Below are 17,627 nucleotides of genomic sequence, written 5' to 3'. Positions count from 1 at the left end.
CCAGAGCATCATCTGGTTGTCCGAATACTGCGATACCCAAAAGGCCGGTGATCGCACCGACAGTATGATTTTGACCCATACCAGCCCAGTATCTGAATTAATCAAGGACCGTGGAGTAGTTCCAACATGGGCAGTTAAGGACTTTTTCGTCGTTGCACTGCCTATTTTTTCATCACCAACCAGTGGTGCCATGAGTTCGATTGTTAGATCGTGGCACTTCGCTTGAGCGTCATATCGGACGTCGATACGGCGGGTATACCGCTCCAACCATCTCTGTCTGTCGGTATCGCTGTCGCCGGTTTTGACCACCGTCAGCTTCATCAGTTCATTCAACCGTTGGTCGCTATTGTCCATCTCTGACAGTTGACGTGTTGACTGTGCAATATCGTCCTGTGTTGAGTGTCTGGATATGGTTAGTTTACGCTCAGGCTTCACTAGAAGTCTGAGCGTTGTATAATCCTGTCATGGTGAAAAAATTACATATCTATACCCGTGTCTCAACCGTAATTCAGGAAGAGCAAGGGACGTCATTAGAAACTCAAAAAGACATGGGTATTGCCAAAGCAAAAGAGCTTGGGTTCGACTATGAAATATGGAATGAAGGCGGCAAGAGTTCCAAGTTTGAAGACCTTGAAAATCGACCAATTCTGCGGAAGTTAATGCTGGCTATTGAAGATGAGCAGGTCACCGATCTGTTTGTCTTCAACACGGATCGATTAAGTCGCAATCAACGCACATGGGGCAGCATTCGCTGGAAGCTCAAAGAGAAAAAGGTGAGGCTGCATACGCCATCCGGGGTGATTGATTTAGCATCACCATTGGACGAGCTTATCATTGGGATTCTCTCAGAAATCAGTCAATACGATAATGCATTACGGTCACAAAGAAGTCAAATCGGCAAACTTAGTAAGGTCAAAGAAGGCTTCTGGCACGGTGGACCACCACCGTTCGGGTATCGTATTGAGAATAGTAAGCTGGTCATTGATCCGGTGGAAAGCGTGTGGGTCCAGCGTATATTTGAAATGTCCGCTGGGGGCATATCAACCATGAACATCAAAGATGAATTGGAGGTCAATCAGGTTGAGACACGGCGACGATCTAAAAATTGGTCTCTTGGTTCAATTCAGAAGATATTGCACAACACGCTCTATCTCGGACGCTACAGTTACACTGATAAGAAGCAGGATGAAACGGTCTGGTGTTGCTGTCCGGCGATTGTTGATCAGCGACTCTGGGATCGTGTGGTTCAACAACGAATGACGGTGTTGGAACGCAAAGGCCAAAACAACCGGACACAGAAGTTCTATCTGCTGCGGAACATGATGTGGTGTGGTCATTGTGGCACCATCATCGGTGGAAAGCGAAATCCGCAAAAACGGGAAGCTCTTTACTATTGTCCAGCCAAGGAACGGAAGTGGGTGAAGCGACCGTTGGAAGACGATGAAAAGTGGGTTCGTGGTAATGGCTGTGGTTTGGAACGATCACTGAATATTCCACGCACTGATGCCATCGTGTTTGATGCGGTCCATGAGACCCTGACGCATCCTGAGAAGCTCTACAATGCGATGAAGGATAAGTTGACTGATGCTGGCAGTATCAAAAATAGGAGGCGATTGGAGAAGCGGAAAAACGGTTTATTGCGTGACGAGCTTGAACGGATCGAAATCGCATTTTGTGATGTGGAAGCAGATTACCGGCTTGGTAAGATAGACCAGTCAATTTATGACAAACTCATAAACAAACTAACCATATCCAGACACTCAACACAGGACGATATTGCACAGTCAACACGTCAACTGTCAGAGATGGACAATAGCGACCAACGGTTGAATGAACTGATGAAGCTGACGGTGGTCAAAACCGGCGACAGCGATACCGACAGACAGAGATGGTTGGAGCGGTATACCCGCCGTATCGACGTCCGATATGACGCTCAAGCGAAGTGCCACGATCTAACAATCGAACTCATGGCACCACTGGTTGGTGATGAAAAAATAGGCAGTGCAACGACGAAAAAGTCCTTAACTGCCCATGTTGGAACTACTCCACGGTGACGGATTTGGCGAGGTTTCGGGGTTGGTCTACATCTGTGCCTTTGTGAATGGCGACATAATAGGCCAGCAGTTGGACCGGGATGGAATAAAGGATTGGGGCAACAAACGGGTCCACATTGGGCATGGTCACGGTGGCGATGCAATGGTCGGCCATTTTTTCGACGCCTTCTTTACTGGCCATGAAAATGACCTTGCCGCCACGGGCCACTGATTCTTGTGTGTTTGACGCGGTTTTTTCAAAGTTGCTGTCCATAGGGGCAATGACGATGATCGGCACATTTTCGTCAATCAGTGCGATCGGGCCGTGTTTCATTTCCCCGGCGGCATAACCTTCGGCATGGATATAGGAAATCTCTTTGAGTTTGAGCGCCCCTTCCATCGCAATCGGGAAACTGGAACCACGTCCGAGATAGAGAACGTCGCGTGCTTCGGCAACGTTTTGAGCAATTTTGCGCAAGGCTTCGTCATGATTAAGCACTTCTGCGGTGCGGCTGGGCACTTCTGCCATTGCCCTGCACAGGCGTGCTTCACAGGCGGTATCTATTGCCCCTTTGGCTTTGGCGAGAGAGATTGCAAAACAAGCCAGAACGGTTAATTGTGTCGTGAAGGCTTTGGTCGAAGCCACACCGATTTCCGGCCCGGCATGGGTCAAAAGGACGGCATCTGATTCGCGTTCCATCGAGCTTTCCGGCACATTGACGATGGAAAGAATGGATTGCCCTTGTGATTTGGCATAGCGCAGGGCCGCCAGCGTATCGGCGGTTTCACCGGATTGGGAAATGAACAGGGCAAGGCCACCGTCCTGCATGGGCGCTTCGCGATAGCGAAATTCCGAAGCAACGTCGATATCGACCCCGATACGGGCATATTGTTCAATCCAGTATTTTGCGACCAACCCGGCATAAAAAGATGTGCCGCACGCTACAATTGTAATGCGGGGTATGTTTTTTAGATCAAAGGGGAAATTCGGCATAGAAATGGTCTGTGCCGTTGGATTGAAAAAGGTCGATAGGGTATCGCCGATGACTTGCGGTTGTTCGTAAATTTCCTTCAGCATATAATGACGGTGATCCCCTTTACCGATCAAGGCGCTGGACATGGCGCTTTCTTTGATGTCACGTTGGACTTCCTGATCGTTTTCATCAAGAAAGATCACGTGCTCACGTCCTAAAATGACCCAGTCGCCTTCCTCAAGATAAGCGATTTGTTTGGTGAGGTGCGCTAGCGCCATCGCATCTGATCCCAGATACATTTCACCATCGCCAAACCCAACGGCCAAGGGGCTGCCGCGCCGTGCCCCGATGAGAAGGTCTTCTTCGCCGGCAAAAATAATACCAAGGGCAAAGGCTCCTTCAAGGCGTTTCAGAGTTTTGCTGACGGCATCGCGCGGGTTTGCCCCTTGATCCAGATAATAGGTGATCAGTAAGGGGACAACTTCGCTATCTGTTTCCGACAAGGGATGATAGCCGTTTTTGACCAGTTCAGCGCGAATTTCCTGAAAGTTTTCGATAATACCGTTATGGACGACAGCCACTTTCTCGGTTGCGTGCGGATGTGCATTGGTTTTATTGGGAATGCCATGCGTTGCCCAACGCGTGTGACCGATACCAACGTTACCGGAGGCGGGGGTTGTGCTGAGGACTTGCTGGAGATTGCAAATTTTTCCTTCGGCGCGGCGGCGCTCAATTGTCCCATTGGAAAGGGTTGCAATACCGGCGGAATCATATCCGCGATATTCCAGCCGTTTCAATCCTTCAACCAAAAGAGGGGAGGCTTCTTGTTTTCCGATAAAACCGACAATTCCACACATGTTTGAGATACTCTACAATGATTATTTGCTGTTTTTGCGAAGGGCTTGTTTGGCGCGGAACTTATCGGACCAGCCAACGAAGTTTTTCTGCGGGGCACGGGTGAGGCCGAGATCACCGGCCTCAACGTCTTTGCTGATGGTACTGCCAGCGCCGACATTGGCATTGTCACCGATTTTGACAGGGGCAACCAAGGCGGTATTGGACCCGATAAAGGCCCCTGCGCCGATGTCCGTATGATATTTGAAGAAACCGTCATAATTACAGGTAATCGTACCCGCCCCGATGTTGGCCTGAGCCCCAACGCGGGCATCACCGATGTAGCTGAGGTGGTTGACCTTGGCACCTTTTTCGATCACAGCTTTTTTAATTTCAACAAAATTACCGACTTTGACATCATCATGCAGGTCCGTTCCCGGGCGCAAGCGTGCATAAGGCCCCATGACAACACCGTTGCCAACTTGCGTGTCTTCCAGATGAGAAAAAGCTTTGATGGTGACATTATCACCAACGTTTACGCCGGGGCCGAAAAAGACGTTGGGTTCCACGACAACATCACGGCCCAAGCGGGTGTCGAAGCTAAAATGTGTGGAGGCCGGATCCAGCAGGGTTGCGCCATTAACCATCGCGTGATGGCGCAGGCGATCCTGGGCGATGGCTTCGGCACGGGCAAGCTCGACACGGGAATTTACCCCCAGAAGCTCATCTTCTTCCCCTTCAACCACACCACAATGCAAACCGTCTTTGCGGGCTAACGTAACGATATCGGTCAGGTAGTATTCGCCAGCGGCGTTGTCATTCGTGATACGCTCCAGCAAAGGGAACAGTTTTTTACCATCCACACACATGACACCCGAGTTACACAGGGCGATGGCGCGTTGTTCTGCATCGGCATCTTTAAATTCGACAATGGCTTGTAATTCGTTTTGCGCATCGACAATAAGGCGACCATAAGCGCCGGGGTTTTCAGGGCGAAAACCCAGAACGACCACATCGGCACGTTTTCGTGCCTCCAGCATTGCGTGGAAGGTTTGATCGGTGATTAAGGGGGTGTCCCCGAAGGCGATCAAAATATTTTCTTCATCACCACGCATTACGTCTTTTGCAGCAAGGACCGCATGCCCGGTTCCAAGGCGGTCTTTCTGAATTGCTGTCTTGTGTGGGGCCACTGTTTGTTCAAGTTCCGGCATATCGGGACCAACGATGCAGACGACTTCTTCGACGCTGGCGCGCTGCAGGTTGGCAATGACATGATTGACCATAGGCCGCCCCGCCAAAGGGTGCATGACTTTGGGTTTTGCGGACTTCATACGGGTGCCGAGGCCGGCAGCGAGAACGATGGCAGCAGATTTTGACATGATATTTTGGAGTCGTTCGAGGTTGAAAGCACTTGGTTCAATGCCTTTTTAAGCCTAAAAAGAGGCAAGAGCAAACTCAAACATTGTTACGGAATGCTACAAATGCCTTTAAAAGCAGTTATTTTTGATTTGGATGGTACGTTGATTGACAGTGCACCCGATTTACGCACGGCCTGTAATAAAGTGCTCGCCCAATATGGGTATCGTCCGATTACAATTGAAGAAACCATGACATTTGTCGGCAACGGGGCCGCAAAATTGATGGAACGTGCCTTTCGGGCGAGCGGGAAAGCCATTGATGTTGACCTTGAACAAATCGAATATCTGACAACGGCGTTTCTCAAGTTTTATGAAGGCCATGAAGCGGATGAAACCCGTATATATGAGGGGGTTGTTTCTACTTTGCACCACCTGCAAAAACAGGGAGTACGCTTGGCGTTATGCACCAATAAGCCAAGTCGTCCGACTTTAAATCTGTTAAAAGATCTGGAGCTTCAAGATTTTTTTGAAGTTGTTGTCGGCGGGGACGAACTGGAACATAAAAAACCGCACCCCCAAATGATTTTTCATGTTCTGGAAAGAATGCAGTTATCCGTATGCGAAGCGGTTATGGTCGGTGATAGCTCAAATGATATTGAGGCGGCGAAACAGGCCTCTATGTTAAATGTGGCGGTTTCTTATGGGTATCGAAAAGTTCCGGTTGAGGAACTCGGGGCCGATATGGTTATTGATCGTTTTTGTGATCTTCCGGGTGCCCTTGCGACTTTGTGAAAGACGTTCGCGATTATTCTTTCTTTTGAATCGTTTGTTTATCCAGTTTCCGGGAAAATCGGCTGTTGAAATCGTTCAGGAAACGATCTTTCCAAACAGACTTATTTGAGACCAGAATAGGGAAGGACGGGCTGGATTGCGCAGGGTTTGGGTATATATGGATGTTATTCTCCAAACCCATGATATCAGCATAATGTTTTACAACAGCTTGGGCATGGACAATACCGCTGACACGACCAACCTGTAACATTTTCAAACATTCTTCAATCGTTGGGACATAGTGAACATTTACGGGTTTGTTTTGATAAAATTGTGTGGCCCAACCATTCCCTAAGACATCGCAGAAAGTCGCCCCCATGACAGGGATTAAATTATCAGGCGATTTCAGGCGTTGGTCTGCGGCGCTTTCTTTCAGGGTTGTCAGAACAAACGGAACATAAAAAAGACTGTCTTGTGTGGGGGTGCTGTAGGTGAGCCGTTCTGGCGTTACTGTCGTGATAAAAGCATCGGCCGTCCCTTCGCGAATCATTTTTTGCGCCCGTCCCCAGGGGACAGCAATATGTTCAACGCGCAGGCCCATAATCTGTCCCAACAGGTGTTCCACGCGTTCAGGCAGGATCCCTTTGGTTTGTCCGTTTTCAATATAGGAAATCGGGTTCCAGTTGTTGGCGTAGACGATGCGAAATACGTTTTCTGTGTCTGGTGATTTTGCTTCTTGAGATAAGCCGTCAGCATTCCATACAAGTGTGGTTGAAAAGAGGAGGGCAAGGATTACGGCTGTTCTTTGCATTCAACGGCTCACTTTAAGATTTATCCTGTAGAGAATAGCACCCGGTTATTGAATTGACCAAGTGATTCGCAGAGGAGTTTTAGCGGTCTGTATTTTTCTTCCTGTTTTTTGAAAAAATTATGAAATTTTGTCCGCAAGAAGGCTTCTTTTTATAAAATTGCGGCTCCATCATGTCGTTTCACCATATAAAAAAAGTGGTTTTTGGAAATTCCTTTCTCTTTATGGGGGAGGCACGAAAATTCCGGTGGGAATAATAAAGTTTTTTGTATCAACTGTTTAATATAGTTTCTGAATTGTTTTTTATTAAAAAAACACAGTTTGGCGGAGTTGTTTTGCGCCCTCGAACAAATAGAGAGCCATCCGGATATCATTTTTTCGCCACATTTGATCAACGTAAAGGAATCAGGGTTTGGTCTATGTAAGCATGACGCACTGTTTGAATTAACAGGACCAGCTTGCTTGGGCGCAAACAGACAAGATGACCTGAGCCGACTGGACTTTTATTAACCTATATTGGGGGCAATGAAATGCGTAAGTTTGCATTTGGTACTTCAGTGTTGGGACTCGCTGCCGGCTTTATGTTCGGCATGGGTTCCGCCGTAAGTGCCGCAGAACCTACACTGTCTGAAGCTGATTTCGAAGAAGCCAAGCTGCTTTACTTCCAACGGTGCGCAGGCTGTCACGGTGCTGAGCGTAAGGGTGCGACAGGTAAAAGCCTTGAGCCGAAAGCGACTCAAAAACTTGGCCAAAAGCGTCTGGAAAAGATTATCACACTGGGTACCGAAGGCGGTATGAATAACTTCGATGATATCTTCTCTAAAGAGCAGATTTCCAAACTCGCTACTTTCATTCAGATGGAACCGCCGAAACCGTCTGAAATGTCTTTGGAAGATATGAAGAAAAGCGTAAAAATTTACGTGAAGCCCGAAGATTACGTTAAAAAGCCGATGCATGGTCGTAACTGGGAAAACTTCTTCGTCGTTATTCTTCGTGACGCTGGTAAAATGGCGATCATCGACGGCGATACCAAAGAAGTTCTGTCCAAAGTCGACACAGGCTATGCGGTACACGTAACCAAAGAAACTTCTGACGGTCGTTTCTGGTACACCATTGGTCGTGATGGCAAGCAAAACAAAATCGACCTTTGGATGGATCCGCCGCAAGTTGTTGCTGAATCTCAAATTGCATACGATGCGCGTGACATTGCTGTTTCTCATTACGGCGAATGGAAAGACAAATACGTCATCGCCGGTGGTTACTGGCCGCCGCATTTCGTAATTTCCGATGCTGTTACTATGGAACCGTTGAAAGTTGTTTCCACACGTGGTGTGAACGTTGACGGTGCCTTTGTTAACGAAGCACGTGTTGCTGCGATCTACAACACGCCGAAATCTCCGTCTTGGGTTGTTGCGGTTAAAGAATTGGGCCAAGTTTGGCAGGTTGATTACTCTGACCTGGAAAACCTGCGTATCGAGCAAATGGACTCTCACAAGTTCCTGCACGATGGTTTCTTCGATCCGACACAAAAATACTTCCAAATTGCTGCGAACGCGTCTAACCGTATGGAATTCTTCGATACGACTACTCGTAAGTTCGTAGGTTCCCTCGAAACTGGTAAAATGCCGCACCCGGGTCCGGGCGCAAACTGGACTGACGAAAAATGTGGTCCTGTTGGTGCAACTGGTCACATCGGTGAAGGTATGATCACTGTTTGGGGTAACGATCCGGAAGGTCACCCTGACCAAGCATGGAAAACTTGCTACAAAACCGAAACTGACGGTGCTGGCCTGTTCATCCGTACACACCCGAATACACAGTATGTGTTCATGGATCAGCCGAAACACCCGGAACCGGAAATTCAGCAGTCTATCCAAATCATGGACAAAAAGACTCGTAAAATCGTTAAAACAATCCGCGTAACCGATCGTGAAAAATCTATCGCGCTGCACGGTGAATTTAATGCTGACGGTTCTGAGCTGTGGGTATCCGTATGGGCCCGTGGCGGTAAAGCTGACTGGATGAACGGTGAAATCGTTGTTTACGATACAAAAACTCTCGAAGAGAAAGCACGTATCAAAGGTCTGGAAACTCCGACTGGTAAATTCAACGTTTACAACCGTGTACACCACGTAACCTGATCTTCAGGCATAACGTGAACTGATTGGGGCGGGCACATATCATTATCTGTGCCCGCCTTTTTCAAACGAATTCATTATATTATAGTTCTAGCATTTACACGGGGATTATTCTTTCCCGTTCACCCCCTACTTTGAGGATTGATCGATGGCCGAGGGTAGCTTTCTTTCACGCCTGTCGAAGATGAAGATTCTAGGTGCCAGCCTTATTGGTGCGGCGGTTATCTTTATCGGCGGTATTGTTTTTTGGGGTGCTTTCAACACGGCAATGGAAGCAACCAACCAGATGGAATTCTGTGTAACCTGTCATGAAATGGATCAGGCAGTTTATCCAGAATACCAACAGACTATTCACTATAAAAACCGGACAGGCGTGCAGGCGACCTGCCCGGATTGTCACGTTCCGCGTCCCTGGATTTACAAGATTGTACGTAAAATTCAGGCATCCAAAGAAGTTCTTTATTGGTTGACCGGTGAAATTAATACGCTGGACAAGTTTGAAGCCAAACGTCTGACGCTGGCCAAAAACGTTTGGAAAGCAATGAAGGAAACCGATTCACGTGAGTGCCGCAACTGTCACTCATGGGATGCGATGACGGACGAAAAACAAAAACCGCGTGCATGGAAGCAGCACCAGAATGCCAAACAAGAAGGCATGACCTGTATCGATTGTCACAAAGGCATTGCCCACCGCAAGGTTCATCATTTGATTGAAGATGAAGAAACATTCTATGATGGCAAACCGAACCCGGCGCGTCTGGACGTTCTTGATCCGCGTGAAGAAGTAAAACGTATTGCGGCGGAAAAAGCAGCCAAAGCAAAAGCGGAAGAAGAAGCCAAACAAAAAGCAGCTGAAGAAGCCGCCGCCAAGGCAGCGGCTGCACGCGAAGCAGCGGCAAAAGCTGGTACGGCTACCGGTGGCGGCAACGCACAAGGTGTTGCATGGGATGCCATTCCCGGTACCGATGTTGATCTGATGTATCCAGGGCAGGCCTCGCTGGAATGGATTTTCCAAGGCAAAGATCATGGCGGTGCCCGTGCGGTCAGTAAAACTGGTGATCGTTGTGCGGAATGCCATATGAAAGAAGTTCCTGCAATGGGGGCGAAAATTGTCGGCGGTGAAAAGGCGGAAGCCACACCGATCCCGGGTAAAGCAGCGGCGATCAAAATGAACGTCAAAGCGGCAAACGATGGCAATAACCTTTATATGCGTTATGAATGGGCTTCTAACCCGCATACCCCGGTACCGTTTGTTGACGGTGGCAAAATGGATGCGGAAAACCCGTTCAAACTGGCGATGATGATCAATTCCGGTAAGTCCGAAATTGGGGAACAGGCCGGTTGCTGGGCAACGTGTCACCATGACAGCCGTTATATGCCGGATGCACCCGAGAAGCTGGAAGGCGAAGCTGCCAGCCGTCTGGATGTGTCCACAGGCATTACCAAGTATCTCAACGAAACCCGTACCGAGTTCGAATATAAAGGGCGCGGCGGCAAAAAACGTGGTGCATGGGATAAACTGAAATCTCAGGAAGAGATTGATGCCTTGTTGAAAGACGGTTTGTTCCTGGACTTGTTGCGCTATAACAGCGGGACCAAAACGTCTGAAGATGGTCATGTCTTGGAACAGCGTGTCATGACCGGTGGTCAAGGTGTTGAGTTCGTGCACGAAGAAGTGGACGGTAAAAACGTTCTCTATATGACACGTAAACTGAGCTCCGATAAACCGGGTGACGTTTCATTCGAAGGCGACAAACTTTATAAAGTTGGTTTTGCCATCCATGATGACTTCACGGATGCCCGTTTCCACCATGTCTCTATCGATTGGTATCTCGGCCTGAACAATCCGGATGCACAGATCAATGCCATCACTATTGCGGCTCCGGCGGGTGGTGCCGGCAAGGCAGCTTCTTCTGCGCCAGCACCAGCTGCTGCGGGGAACGCGGCCGCTGGTTCTGTGAACTGGGCTGGTATCGAAGCCTTGAAAGTACCGTTGTTCTATCCGGGCCAAGCCTCTATGGAATGGATCTTTAAAGGGTCTGATCATGGTGGGGCACGTGCGGTTGCTAAAATCGGTGACCGTTGTTCGGAATGTCACGGTAAAGAGCAACCCGATATGGGTAAACGTATTGTTGGCGGTGACAAGGCAGAGCAAACGCCTATCCCCGGCAAGTCAGCCTTTATCAATGCCGAAGTCAAAGCCGCACATGATGCACAGAACGTTTATTTCCAGGTTTCCTGGAAAGATACGGGTGAAGATAATGCGGCACCCTTTATTGACGGTGGCAAAATGGATAAAGAGAACCAGGTCAAGCTTGCTATGATGATCTCTCCTATGAAGGAAGAGTTCTTTGGCTCGCAAGCGGGATGTTGGGCAACGTGTCATAATGACAGCCGTTATATGCCGGATGCCCCTGAAAAACCGGAAGGCGAAGCCGCCAGCCGTCTGGATGTCTCCACAGGCATTACCAAGTATCTGAACGAAACACGTACCGAGTTTGAATATAAAGGACGTGGCGGTAAACCGCGTGGTGCGTGGGACAAGCTGAAATCTCAGGAAGAGATTGACGCGCTGTTAAAAGACGGGACTTTCCTTGATCTGATGCGTTTCAAAAGCGGAAACGGTGGTCAGTTCGAAAATGGTTACGTTCTTGAACAGCGTGTAATGGGTAAAGGCATCGATGTGACAGGTCAGGCTGAACTGAAAGACGGTGTCTGGACTGTGACAATGCAACGTCCGTTGATCTCCAACGAAGTTGGCGACATCTCGTTCGAACCGGGTAAAGAGTATATGGTTGGTTTCGCTCTTCACGATGACCATACTTATGCCCGATTCCACCATGTATCTTTGGAATATAAGATGCAGTTGGACAGCCCGGATTCACAAATCAAAGTGATGCAGCAATAAGTTTGCTTAAAAGCTGATCTTGCATAGACCCGACTGAGACTTCATACTCTCAGTCGGGTTTTTTGTTTTTTACCAACGGAAAAGGAAGAGTGACATGTTATCTAAAACGTTTGCATTTGCGTTGCTTGCGGGTGTGATGATGATCGGTTCCGCACAGGCTGGTGATGTCTGCGAAGAGGCGGAGGCACGATATCAGGAGGTAAAAAACGAGTTACCCTCAGATGAGGGTGTGACTGTCGTAAAGCTCTATAACTATAACTTTTGCCCCCCAAAACTGACCGTAAAAGCCGGAACTACCGTGCGCTTTGTCAATGTGGATAAACGCACCAGCCATAGCGTCTGGTTAAAAGAGGCTGGTAAAGAAGAAAGCGAACGTTTCTTCCCCGTTGAATTTTGGGAGTTTCCTTTTACTGAAAAAGGCGAATACCCTTACCTGTGCGGCCCCCACTGGGAACGTGAAGGCATGCGTGCAACCATCACGGTTGAGTAAAAAAAATAAATCAGGATAACAGTCGGGCTGCATCCGCAGCCTGTTGAGCAGGGTTGGTCGGACAGAGATCTTCCAAGGCCAGATCCGCCAAGAGACGCGCATCCATCAAGGGATAGTCAAACGTGATGCAATGCCCGGCGACAATATAGGGCAAACCGGCCCGTGGAATATCATCCAGTAAAAAAGCGTTGGGGACATCCTCGCACAGGTGGGTGCCGCGTCCGGCCAGAATCGGACAAACCAAGACATTGCGTCCCAGTTTCAGGTCGCGCCAATCGTTTAATTGCGGTTTGTTGGACAGGAATAAAACATGGGTGGAAATGCCCTGATCGCATAAATCGCGACACAGATTTTGCGCGGTCAAAGCCGGACCGGCGCTGACACTGGATCCGTGGGCAACGATAATGACATCATCGGCATGATGGTGTTTGGCTTTCATGGCAATCTGTCGCGAAATGCCGGGGTGAAGGCCAAGCGGGCGGTGAATGCGTGCGCTGCGAAAACGTTTACGTTCGACCTCTAGGCAGGATTGCAGGTGGTCGTTGACAAAGGCTCCGGCTGCGGCAAAATGCGGCAGAACTTCAAGATCAATCCCATCGGGCAGGCATTGCAACAAGGCACGGACTTTCATTTCCTGTTTCATAAAGCCGCAATGCACCGCATTGAAATGGTTGCTATGGAATAAAAAACGTGAAAGGTCATGGGTGGAATTTGCCGCGTGCGGTCGCTTGGTTGACCCGTGCCCGACGACAACGACATGCAAGCCCGATTTTGTCATGTTCTCCCCCTCCTACCTTCAGATTAAAGGAGTCAGATTATCGCTGGTCTTTTTTTGAAAAGATTTGAGCTTGGTTAAGTTTTATCGCCCTGTAATCATTTTTCCATAATTTTTATATTGTTATTAAAATAGATCAATTTAATCAGATAGATATATCGTATTTTCTAATTATTTTGTATTTGCTTTGATCAACATCAAACACTTTTAAGCCTCGGGCGTGATAAAAATTCAGACCATGAACGAAGCCTTTGGGGGGCGGGTGCAAGACTGGAATTTTTCCTGACTTTGCGTGTTTATCAGGAGTGGCAAAAGTGACGACCAACGCTGATGTAAATGTGTTTCTGGTGGGGTCCGGACCGGGGGATCCCGATCTGTTGACAGTAAAGGCACATCGTTTGATATCCGAGGCCGATGTGGTTGTAATCGACCGTCTGGTTTCCGATCAAATTTTGGATATGATCCCGTCTAATACCACGCGGGTGTATGTGGGAAAACAGCCGGGGAATCATCATCATTCTCAAGACGAGATTAATGATATTTTGGTGCGTCTGGGGAAACAAGGCCGCAAGGTGGTCCGCCTGAAAGGTGGTGATCCTTATATTTTTGGACGCGGTAGTGAAGAAGCCGAACATCTGCTGAAACATGGTATCGCATTTGAGGTTGTACCCGGTATTACGGCGGCACAAGGATGCAGCAGTATTAACGGTATTCCGCTGACTCATCGGGGATATTCCACCGGGGTGCGTTATGTCACGGGTCATCGTCGTAACGATGGAGATCTGGCTTTAAACTGGGCGAGTCTTGCGTGTGATCAAACAACGCTTGTGGTCTATATGGGGGTATCCAGCATCGGTTTGATTTCTGAAAAACTGATTGCGCATGGTTTGCCAGCCAGTACACCCGTTGCAGCGATTGAAAAAGGACTATCGCAAGATCAGCGTCAAATTATTTCGACGCTGGATAAAGTTTATGACGAAGTTATGGCGGCTGAATTCTGCCCGCCGACTTTGTTTATTATCGGGAAGGTCGTGGCCTTGGCTGAAACCCTGAACTGGCAAGACAATGGCTTGGATTTAAGTGATGTTACATCTGAAGAGACCCTTTACGCAGTGCGTTAAAGCATTGTGTGGCGTCCTGATCTTTTGCGGGGCGGCACAGGCCGAAATCGCACAAGACAGAAAAACAGAATTGCTCAATTTTCTGGAGCAGGACTGTGGGTCTTGTCATGGCTTGAAGCGCACAGGTGGTTTGGGTTCCCCCTTATTGCCGGAACGTCTGGAAGCGATGGAAGATGAAACCCTCGCCGATATTATATTGAACGGAATTCCTGAAACGGCGATGCCGCCGTGGAAAGCAATTATCGCAGAAGAAGAAGCCTATTTCCTTATCAAGCAATTGCGCGACGGATTGAAAAAACAATGAAACTCTTCAAACACCTGAAAAAAATCTCTACAGCCGGTTTGTTCGGCAGTGCCTTGTTGTTGTCGGCTTGTGCCAGCGATGGTTTGATCCGTGGCACGGGCGATATGGGGATCGTGATTGAACGGGCGACAGGCTCAGTTCTGGTCGTTGATAACACCAAGGATGAGACAATCACACGGGTGAATGGGCTGGGCGATTTGTCCCATGCATCGGCTGTTTATTCCCGCGATGCGCGCTATGCTTATGTATTTGGGCGTGATGGTGGCCTCAGCAAAGTGGATATCCTGAAAGGTGAATTGGTTAAACGGGTTATTCAAGGCGGCAATTCCATTGGTGGCGCGATTTCCCAAGATGGTAAGCTGGTTGCGGTTTCCAACTATGAACCGGGTGGTGTGCGCGTTTTCGATGCAAAGACTCTGGAAATGGTGGCTGACATTCCGGCCAATGACGGTTCAAAGACCGTTGGTCTGGCGGATGCGCCGGGCAATGTGTTTATGGTCAGTCTGTGGGATGATGGCGAGATTTGGAAACTTGATTTTTCCAAAGGCCTGACACCGGCAATTACGAAATTTAAAGATATCGGCACCAATCCTTATGATGCCTTAATCAGTCCTGATGGTCGTTATTATGTGGCAGGCCTGTTTGGCGAAGACGGTCTGGCAAAATTGGACCTGTGGAATGAAGCCAAAGGGGTTACGCGCATTTTGGACCATTACGGCAAAGGCGAACAAAAGCTTCCCGTTTACAAAATGCCTCATTTGGAAGGCTGGGCGGTTGCCGGTGATTTAATGTTCTTGCCTGCGGTTGGGCGACACGAATTGCTGGTGTTGGATAAAAACACATGGAAAGAAGTTGGGCGCATTCCGGTACATGGTCAGCCGATCTTTGCAATGGCACAACCGGGTGGGAAATATATTTGGGTGAATTTCTCGGTTCCCAAAAACGATACCATTCAGGTGATTGATGTACAGCAGCTTAAAATCATCAAGACAATGAAGCCCGGCAAAGGTGTGCTGCATATGGAATTCACACCGCGTGGTGAAAAGGTCTGGATGTCGGTTCGGGATGAAAACCGTGTCGATATCTATCGTACCGACAGTTTTGAAAAAGTGGGTTCTATCGAGGCAACCAAACCCAGTGGCATTTTCTTCACTGATCGTGCGCACAAGATCGGCCTGTAAGATGATAGACGAGATCGACAAACATCTGCTCAACGATTTCCAACGCGGCTTTCCTTTGTGTTCGCGCCCTTATTTGGAAGTGGCAAACCGATTGGGGATTGACGAGAACGAGGTCATTGGACGTTTGTCGCGTTTAAAAGACAGCGGACATGTATCGCGCATTGGCGCGATTGTAAAACCCGGCAGTATCGGGGCCAGTACCTTGGCGGCCTTGCAGGTGGACGAAGATAAAATTGAACAGGTTGCGTCCTATATCAATGCCCGTGACGATGTTAATCACAATTATTTGCGCGAACATGACTATAATATGTGGTTTGTCCTGAATACCTCGTCCAAGGCCGCGTTGGACCGTGCCGTTCAGGAAATTGAAGAGGCAACTGGTTTGCAGGTTCTGGTCTTACGTATGTTGAAAGATTTTCACCTTGATTTGGGGTTCGATTTAAAATGGCACTCCTAGAACAAGATTATCTCATTTTAGAAGCCTTGCAGGGCGGACTTCCCTTGGTCGCAGAACCTTACAAAGTGATTGCTGATCAATTGGGGATGAAAGAAGCATTTGTACTTGAACGCTTAAATGATCTTTTGAATAACGGAACGCTGAAACGGTTTGGTGTGATTGTGCGCCACCATGAATTGGGCTATCGTTGCAACGGAATGTGTGTTTGGGAAATCCCGATTGAACGTATCGACGAAATTGGCCATGCCTTTAGCCAATATGATTTCGTAACCTTGTGTTACGAGCGCAATAAACGTTTCCCGGACTGGCCTTATAATCTGTTCTGTATGATCCATGCCAAAGACCGCGCCCATGTTTTACAGCATGTAGACCAGTTGGTGCGCGAAAATGATTTGGCAGATGTGAAACGCGATATTTTGTTTAGCACACGGCGTTTTAAGCAACGTGGTGCCCGTTATAATGACTGTCGCCCGGCACATGTCAGTTTACAAAGGGCCGCACAATGAGACGCAAAATAGATCCGATCGAACTGGATGATCTGGACCGCCAGCTCATCAATGAACTGCAAAATGGCTTTCCGGTATCTGAACGTCCGTTTCACGATGTGGCAAAACAACTGGGCAGTGATGAAAAGACTGTCCTTGCCAAATTGACCCGATTGCGCGAAAGCGGTGTTTTGTCACGCTTTGGCCCCATGTACCATGCCGAACGTATGGGCGGGGGCTTAACTTTGGCGGCCTTGTCCATCCCCGAAGATGATTTTGACCGGGTGAATGATATCGTGAATGCCTTTCCCGAAGTGGCCCATAATTATAAACGCGAACATGAACTGAATATGTGGTTCGTTTTGGCCACGGAAACACCGGAACGTGTAGAGGAATGCTGCCACGAAATTACCGAGGCGACCGGCTATCAGGTCTATAACATGCCGAAAAAACAGGAGTTTTTTATCGGTCTGAGGTTCGACGTATGAGCAACTGGCAAATGGACGAAACTGATCGTAAAATCATCAAGGCGACACAGGAAGGTTTGCCCCTGGTGGAAGCCCCTTATGAAGCTGTCGGGGCTGAAATCGGTCTGTCCGGGGATGAGGTCCGTCAACGGCTGAACGCCATGTTAGAAGCCGGTGTCATCCGCCGCATCGGGGCGGTGCCGAACCATTACGCATTGGGTTACACCGCCAATGGCATGAGCACATGGGATGTGCCGGACGAAAAGGTCAAAGAGATTGGGGAGAAAATCGGTGCGCTGGACTTTGTCAGCCATTGTTATGAACGCCCGCGTCATCAACCGATCTGGAATTATAATCTTTTTGCCATGGTACATGGTAAAGATAAGGAAACCTGCATGAAGCGTGTCGAAATGATTGCGCATATGCTGGGCGAGGATGATCGCGGCCATGAGGTTTTGTTCAGTTCCAAAATACTGAAAAAAACCGGCTTGCGTATCGCCTGAATGAAAGAAAAGGACCAGAA

At 48.5% G+C, this 17,627-nt stretch carries 17 protein-coding genes; 12 read left to right on the top strand and 5 right to left on the bottom strand.

Annotation, left to right across the window (positions count from 1 at the left end; translation table 11 throughout):
- On the bottom strand, nt 1-333 hold a 333-nt coding region (locus tag IEW74_RS17405), incomplete at its 3' end, for a hypothetical protein (RefSeq protein ID WP_229734368.1).
- Between the two features lie 116 nt (nt 334-449).
- Here IEW74_RS17405 and IEW74_RS13800 point away from each other — a divergent pair.
- Nucleotides 450-2,054 (top strand): recombinase family protein, encoded by a 1,605-nt coding sequence (locus IEW74_RS13800; RefSeq protein WP_188666231.1) that lies wholly within the window; start codon nt 450-452, stop codon nt 2,052-2,054.
- Here the strand turns inward: IEW74_RS13800 and glmS are convergent.
- Together glmS and glmU are read right to left on the bottom strand one after the other, a co-directional pair.
- Complete coding sequence (gene glmS / locus IEW74_RS13795; RefSeq protein WP_188666229.1) at nt 2,041-3,864, bottom strand: glutamine--fructose-6-phosphate transaminase (isomerizing); 1,824 nt, start codon at nt 3,862-3,864, stop codon at nt 2,041-2,043. The two genes, IEW74_RS13800 and glmS, sit on opposite strands and share 14 nt — an antisense overlap.
- Nucleotides 3,865-3,885: 21 nt before the next feature.
- Complete coding sequence (glmU, locus tag IEW74_RS13790) at nt 3,886-5,220, bottom strand: bifunctional UDP-N-acetylglucosamine diphosphorylase/glucosamine-1-phosphate N-acetyltransferase GlmU (protein ID WP_188666227.1); 1,335 nt, start codon at nt 5,218-5,220, stop codon at nt 3,886-3,888.
- 102 nt (nt 5,221-5,322) lie between these two features.
- Here glmU and IEW74_RS13785 point away from each other — a divergent pair, with 102 nt between their 5' ends.
- On the top strand, nt 5,323-5,991 hold the full coding sequence (locus tag IEW74_RS13785) for a phosphoglycolate phosphatase (protein WP_188666226.1): 669 nt from the start codon (nt 5,323-5,325) through the stop codon (nt 5,989-5,991).
- Between the two features lie 13 nt (nt 5,992-6,004).
- Here IEW74_RS13785 and IEW74_RS13780 read toward each other — a convergent pair whose 3' ends face one another.
- Nucleotides 6,005-6,781, bottom strand: a complete 777-nt coding sequence (locus IEW74_RS13780; RefSeq protein WP_188666225.1) for a substrate-binding periplasmic protein — start codon at nt 6,779-6,781, stop codon at nt 6,005-6,007.
- 527 nt (nt 6,782-7,308) lie between these two features.
- Here IEW74_RS13780 and IEW74_RS13775 point away from each other — a divergent pair.
- The 3 genes from IEW74_RS13775 (at nt 7,309) to IEW74_RS13765 (ending at nt 12,314) form a co-directional block, all read left to right on the top strand.
- On the top strand, nt 7,309-8,919 hold the full coding sequence (locus tag IEW74_RS13775; protein WP_188666224.1) for a cytochrome D1 domain-containing protein: 1,611 nt from the start codon (nt 7,309-7,311) through the stop codon (nt 8,917-8,919).
- A 145-nt stretch (nt 8,920-9,064) separates the two neighbouring features.
- Nucleotides 9,065-11,824, top strand: a complete 2,760-nt coding sequence (locus IEW74_RS13770; protein WP_188666223.1) for a NapC/NirT family cytochrome c — start codon at nt 9,065-9,067, stop codon at nt 11,822-11,824.
- Between the two features lie 94 nt (nt 11,825-11,918).
- Entirely contained in the window at nt 11,919-12,314 is a 396-nt protein-coding gene (locus IEW74_RS13765; RefSeq protein ID WP_188666221.1) for a cupredoxin domain-containing protein, read from the top strand.
- Nucleotides 12,315-12,324: 10 nt separating this feature from the next.
- Here IEW74_RS13765 and IEW74_RS13760 read toward each other — a convergent pair whose 3' ends face one another.
- Nucleotides 12,325-13,092: a CbiX/SirB N-terminal domain-containing protein gene (locus tag IEW74_RS13760; protein ID WP_188666219.1), complete on the bottom strand. Its 768-nt coding sequence runs from the start codon at nt 13,090-13,092 to the stop codon at nt 12,325-12,327.
- 311 nt (nt 13,093-13,403) lie between these two features.
- Between IEW74_RS13760 and cobA the strand changes: the two genes are divergently transcribed.
- Genes cobA through ahbB (IEW74_RS13730) form a run of 7 tightly spaced genes read left to right on the top strand, consistent with a single transcriptional unit; the run spans nt 13,404 to nt 17,607 of the window.
- On the top strand, nt 13,404-14,210 hold the full coding sequence (cobA, locus tag IEW74_RS13755; RefSeq protein WP_229734367.1) for a uroporphyrinogen-III C-methyltransferase: 807 nt from the start codon (nt 13,404-13,406) through the stop codon (nt 14,208-14,210).
- Nucleotides 14,173-14,514: a c-type cytochrome gene (locus IEW74_RS13750; RefSeq protein ID WP_188666215.1), complete on the top strand. Its 342-nt coding sequence runs from the start codon at nt 14,173-14,175 to the stop codon at nt 14,512-14,514. The genes cobA and IEW74_RS13750 overlap by 38 nt, the downstream gene beginning before the upstream one ends.
- Complete coding sequence (locus IEW74_RS13745; RefSeq protein WP_188666213.1) at nt 14,511-15,695, top strand: cytochrome D1 domain-containing protein; 1,185 nt, start codon at nt 14,511-14,513, stop codon at nt 15,693-15,695. Before IEW74_RS13750 ends, IEW74_RS13745 begins: the two co-directional genes overlap by 4 nt.
- Nucleotides 15,652-16,152, top strand: coding sequence for an Lrp/AsnC family transcriptional regulator (locus IEW74_RS17400; protein WP_229734366.1), 501 nt, complete (start codon nt 15,652-15,654; stop codon nt 16,150-16,152). The genes IEW74_RS13745 and IEW74_RS17400 overlap by 44 nt, the downstream gene beginning before the upstream one ends.
- Nucleotides 16,140-16,658: a siroheme decarboxylase subunit beta gene (ahbB, locus tag IEW74_RS17395; RefSeq protein ID WP_229734365.1), complete on the top strand. Its 519-nt coding sequence runs from the start codon at nt 16,140-16,142 to the stop codon at nt 16,656-16,658. Before IEW74_RS17400 ends, ahbB (IEW74_RS17395) begins: the two co-directional genes overlap by 13 nt.
- A complete protein-coding gene (locus tag IEW74_RS13735; protein ID WP_188666211.1) occupies nt 16,655-17,125 on the top strand; it encodes an Lrp/AsnC family transcriptional regulator in 471 nt (156 codons plus the stop codon). Before ahbB (IEW74_RS17395) ends, IEW74_RS13735 begins: the two co-directional genes overlap by 4 nt.
- Entirely contained in the window at nt 17,122-17,607 is a 486-nt protein-coding gene (gene ahbB / locus IEW74_RS13730; RefSeq protein WP_188666208.1) for a siroheme decarboxylase subunit beta, read from the top strand. The genes IEW74_RS13735 and ahbB (IEW74_RS13730) overlap by 4 nt, the downstream gene beginning before the upstream one ends.
- Nucleotides 17,608-17,627 lie beyond the last annotated feature (20 nt).

It is taken from the genome of Terasakiella brassicae (assembly GCF_014641495.1).
Taxonomy (GTDB): Bacteria; Pseudomonadota; Alphaproteobacteria; order Rhodospirillales; family Terasakiellaceae; genus Terasakiella; species Terasakiella brassicae.
The sequence above is the reverse complement of the archived record's forward strand: the minus strand, read 5'-3'. Positions and strand labels throughout refer to the sequence as shown.

Excerpts from the sequence above, each read along its gene's own strand:
- glmS (WP_188666229.1), bottom strand. The coding sequence starts at position 3,864 with ATGTGTGGAATTGTCGGTTTTATCGGAAAACAAGAAGCCTCCCCTCTT.
- glmU (WP_188666227.1), bottom strand. The coding sequence starts at position 5,220 with ATGTCAAAATCTGCTGCCATCGTTCTCGCTGCCGGCCTCGGCACCCGT.
- IEW74_RS13785 (WP_188666226.1), top strand. The coding sequence starts at position 5,323 with ATGCCTTTAAAAGCAGTTATTTTTGATTTGGATGGTACGTTGATTGAC.
- IEW74_RS13780 (WP_188666225.1), bottom strand. The coding sequence starts at position 6,781 with ATGCAAAGAACAGCCGTAATCCTTGCCCTCCTCTTTTCAACCACACTT.
- IEW74_RS13775 (WP_188666224.1), top strand. The coding sequence starts at position 7,309 with ATGCGTAAGTTTGCATTTGGTACTTCAGTGTTGGGACTCGCTGCCGGC.
- IEW74_RS13770 (WP_188666223.1), top strand. The coding sequence starts at position 9,065 with ATGGCCGAGGGTAGCTTTCTTTCACGCCTGTCGAAGATGAAGATTCTA.
- IEW74_RS13765 (WP_188666221.1), top strand. The coding sequence starts at position 11,919 with ATGTTATCTAAAACGTTTGCATTTGCGTTGCTTGCGGGTGTGATGATG.
- IEW74_RS13760 (WP_188666219.1), bottom strand. The coding sequence starts at position 13,092 with ATGACAAAATCGGGCTTGCATGTCGTTGTCGTCGGGCACGGGTCAACC.
- IEW74_RS13750 (WP_188666215.1), top strand. The coding sequence starts at position 14,173 with ATGTTACATCTGAAGAGACCCTTTACGCAGTGCGTTAAAGCATTGTGT.
- IEW74_RS13745 (WP_188666213.1), top strand. The coding sequence starts at position 14,511 with ATGAAACTCTTCAAACACCTGAAAAAAATCTCTACAGCCGGTTTGTTC.
- ahbB (WP_229734365.1), top strand. The coding sequence starts at position 16,140 with ATGGCACTCCTAGAACAAGATTATCTCATTTTAGAAGCCTTGCAGGGC.
- IEW74_RS13735 (WP_188666211.1), top strand. The coding sequence starts at position 16,655 with ATGAGACGCAAAATAGATCCGATCGAACTGGATGATCTGGACCGCCAG.
- ahbB (WP_188666208.1), top strand. The coding sequence starts at position 17,122 with ATGAGCAACTGGCAAATGGACGAAACTGATCGTAAAATCATCAAGGCG.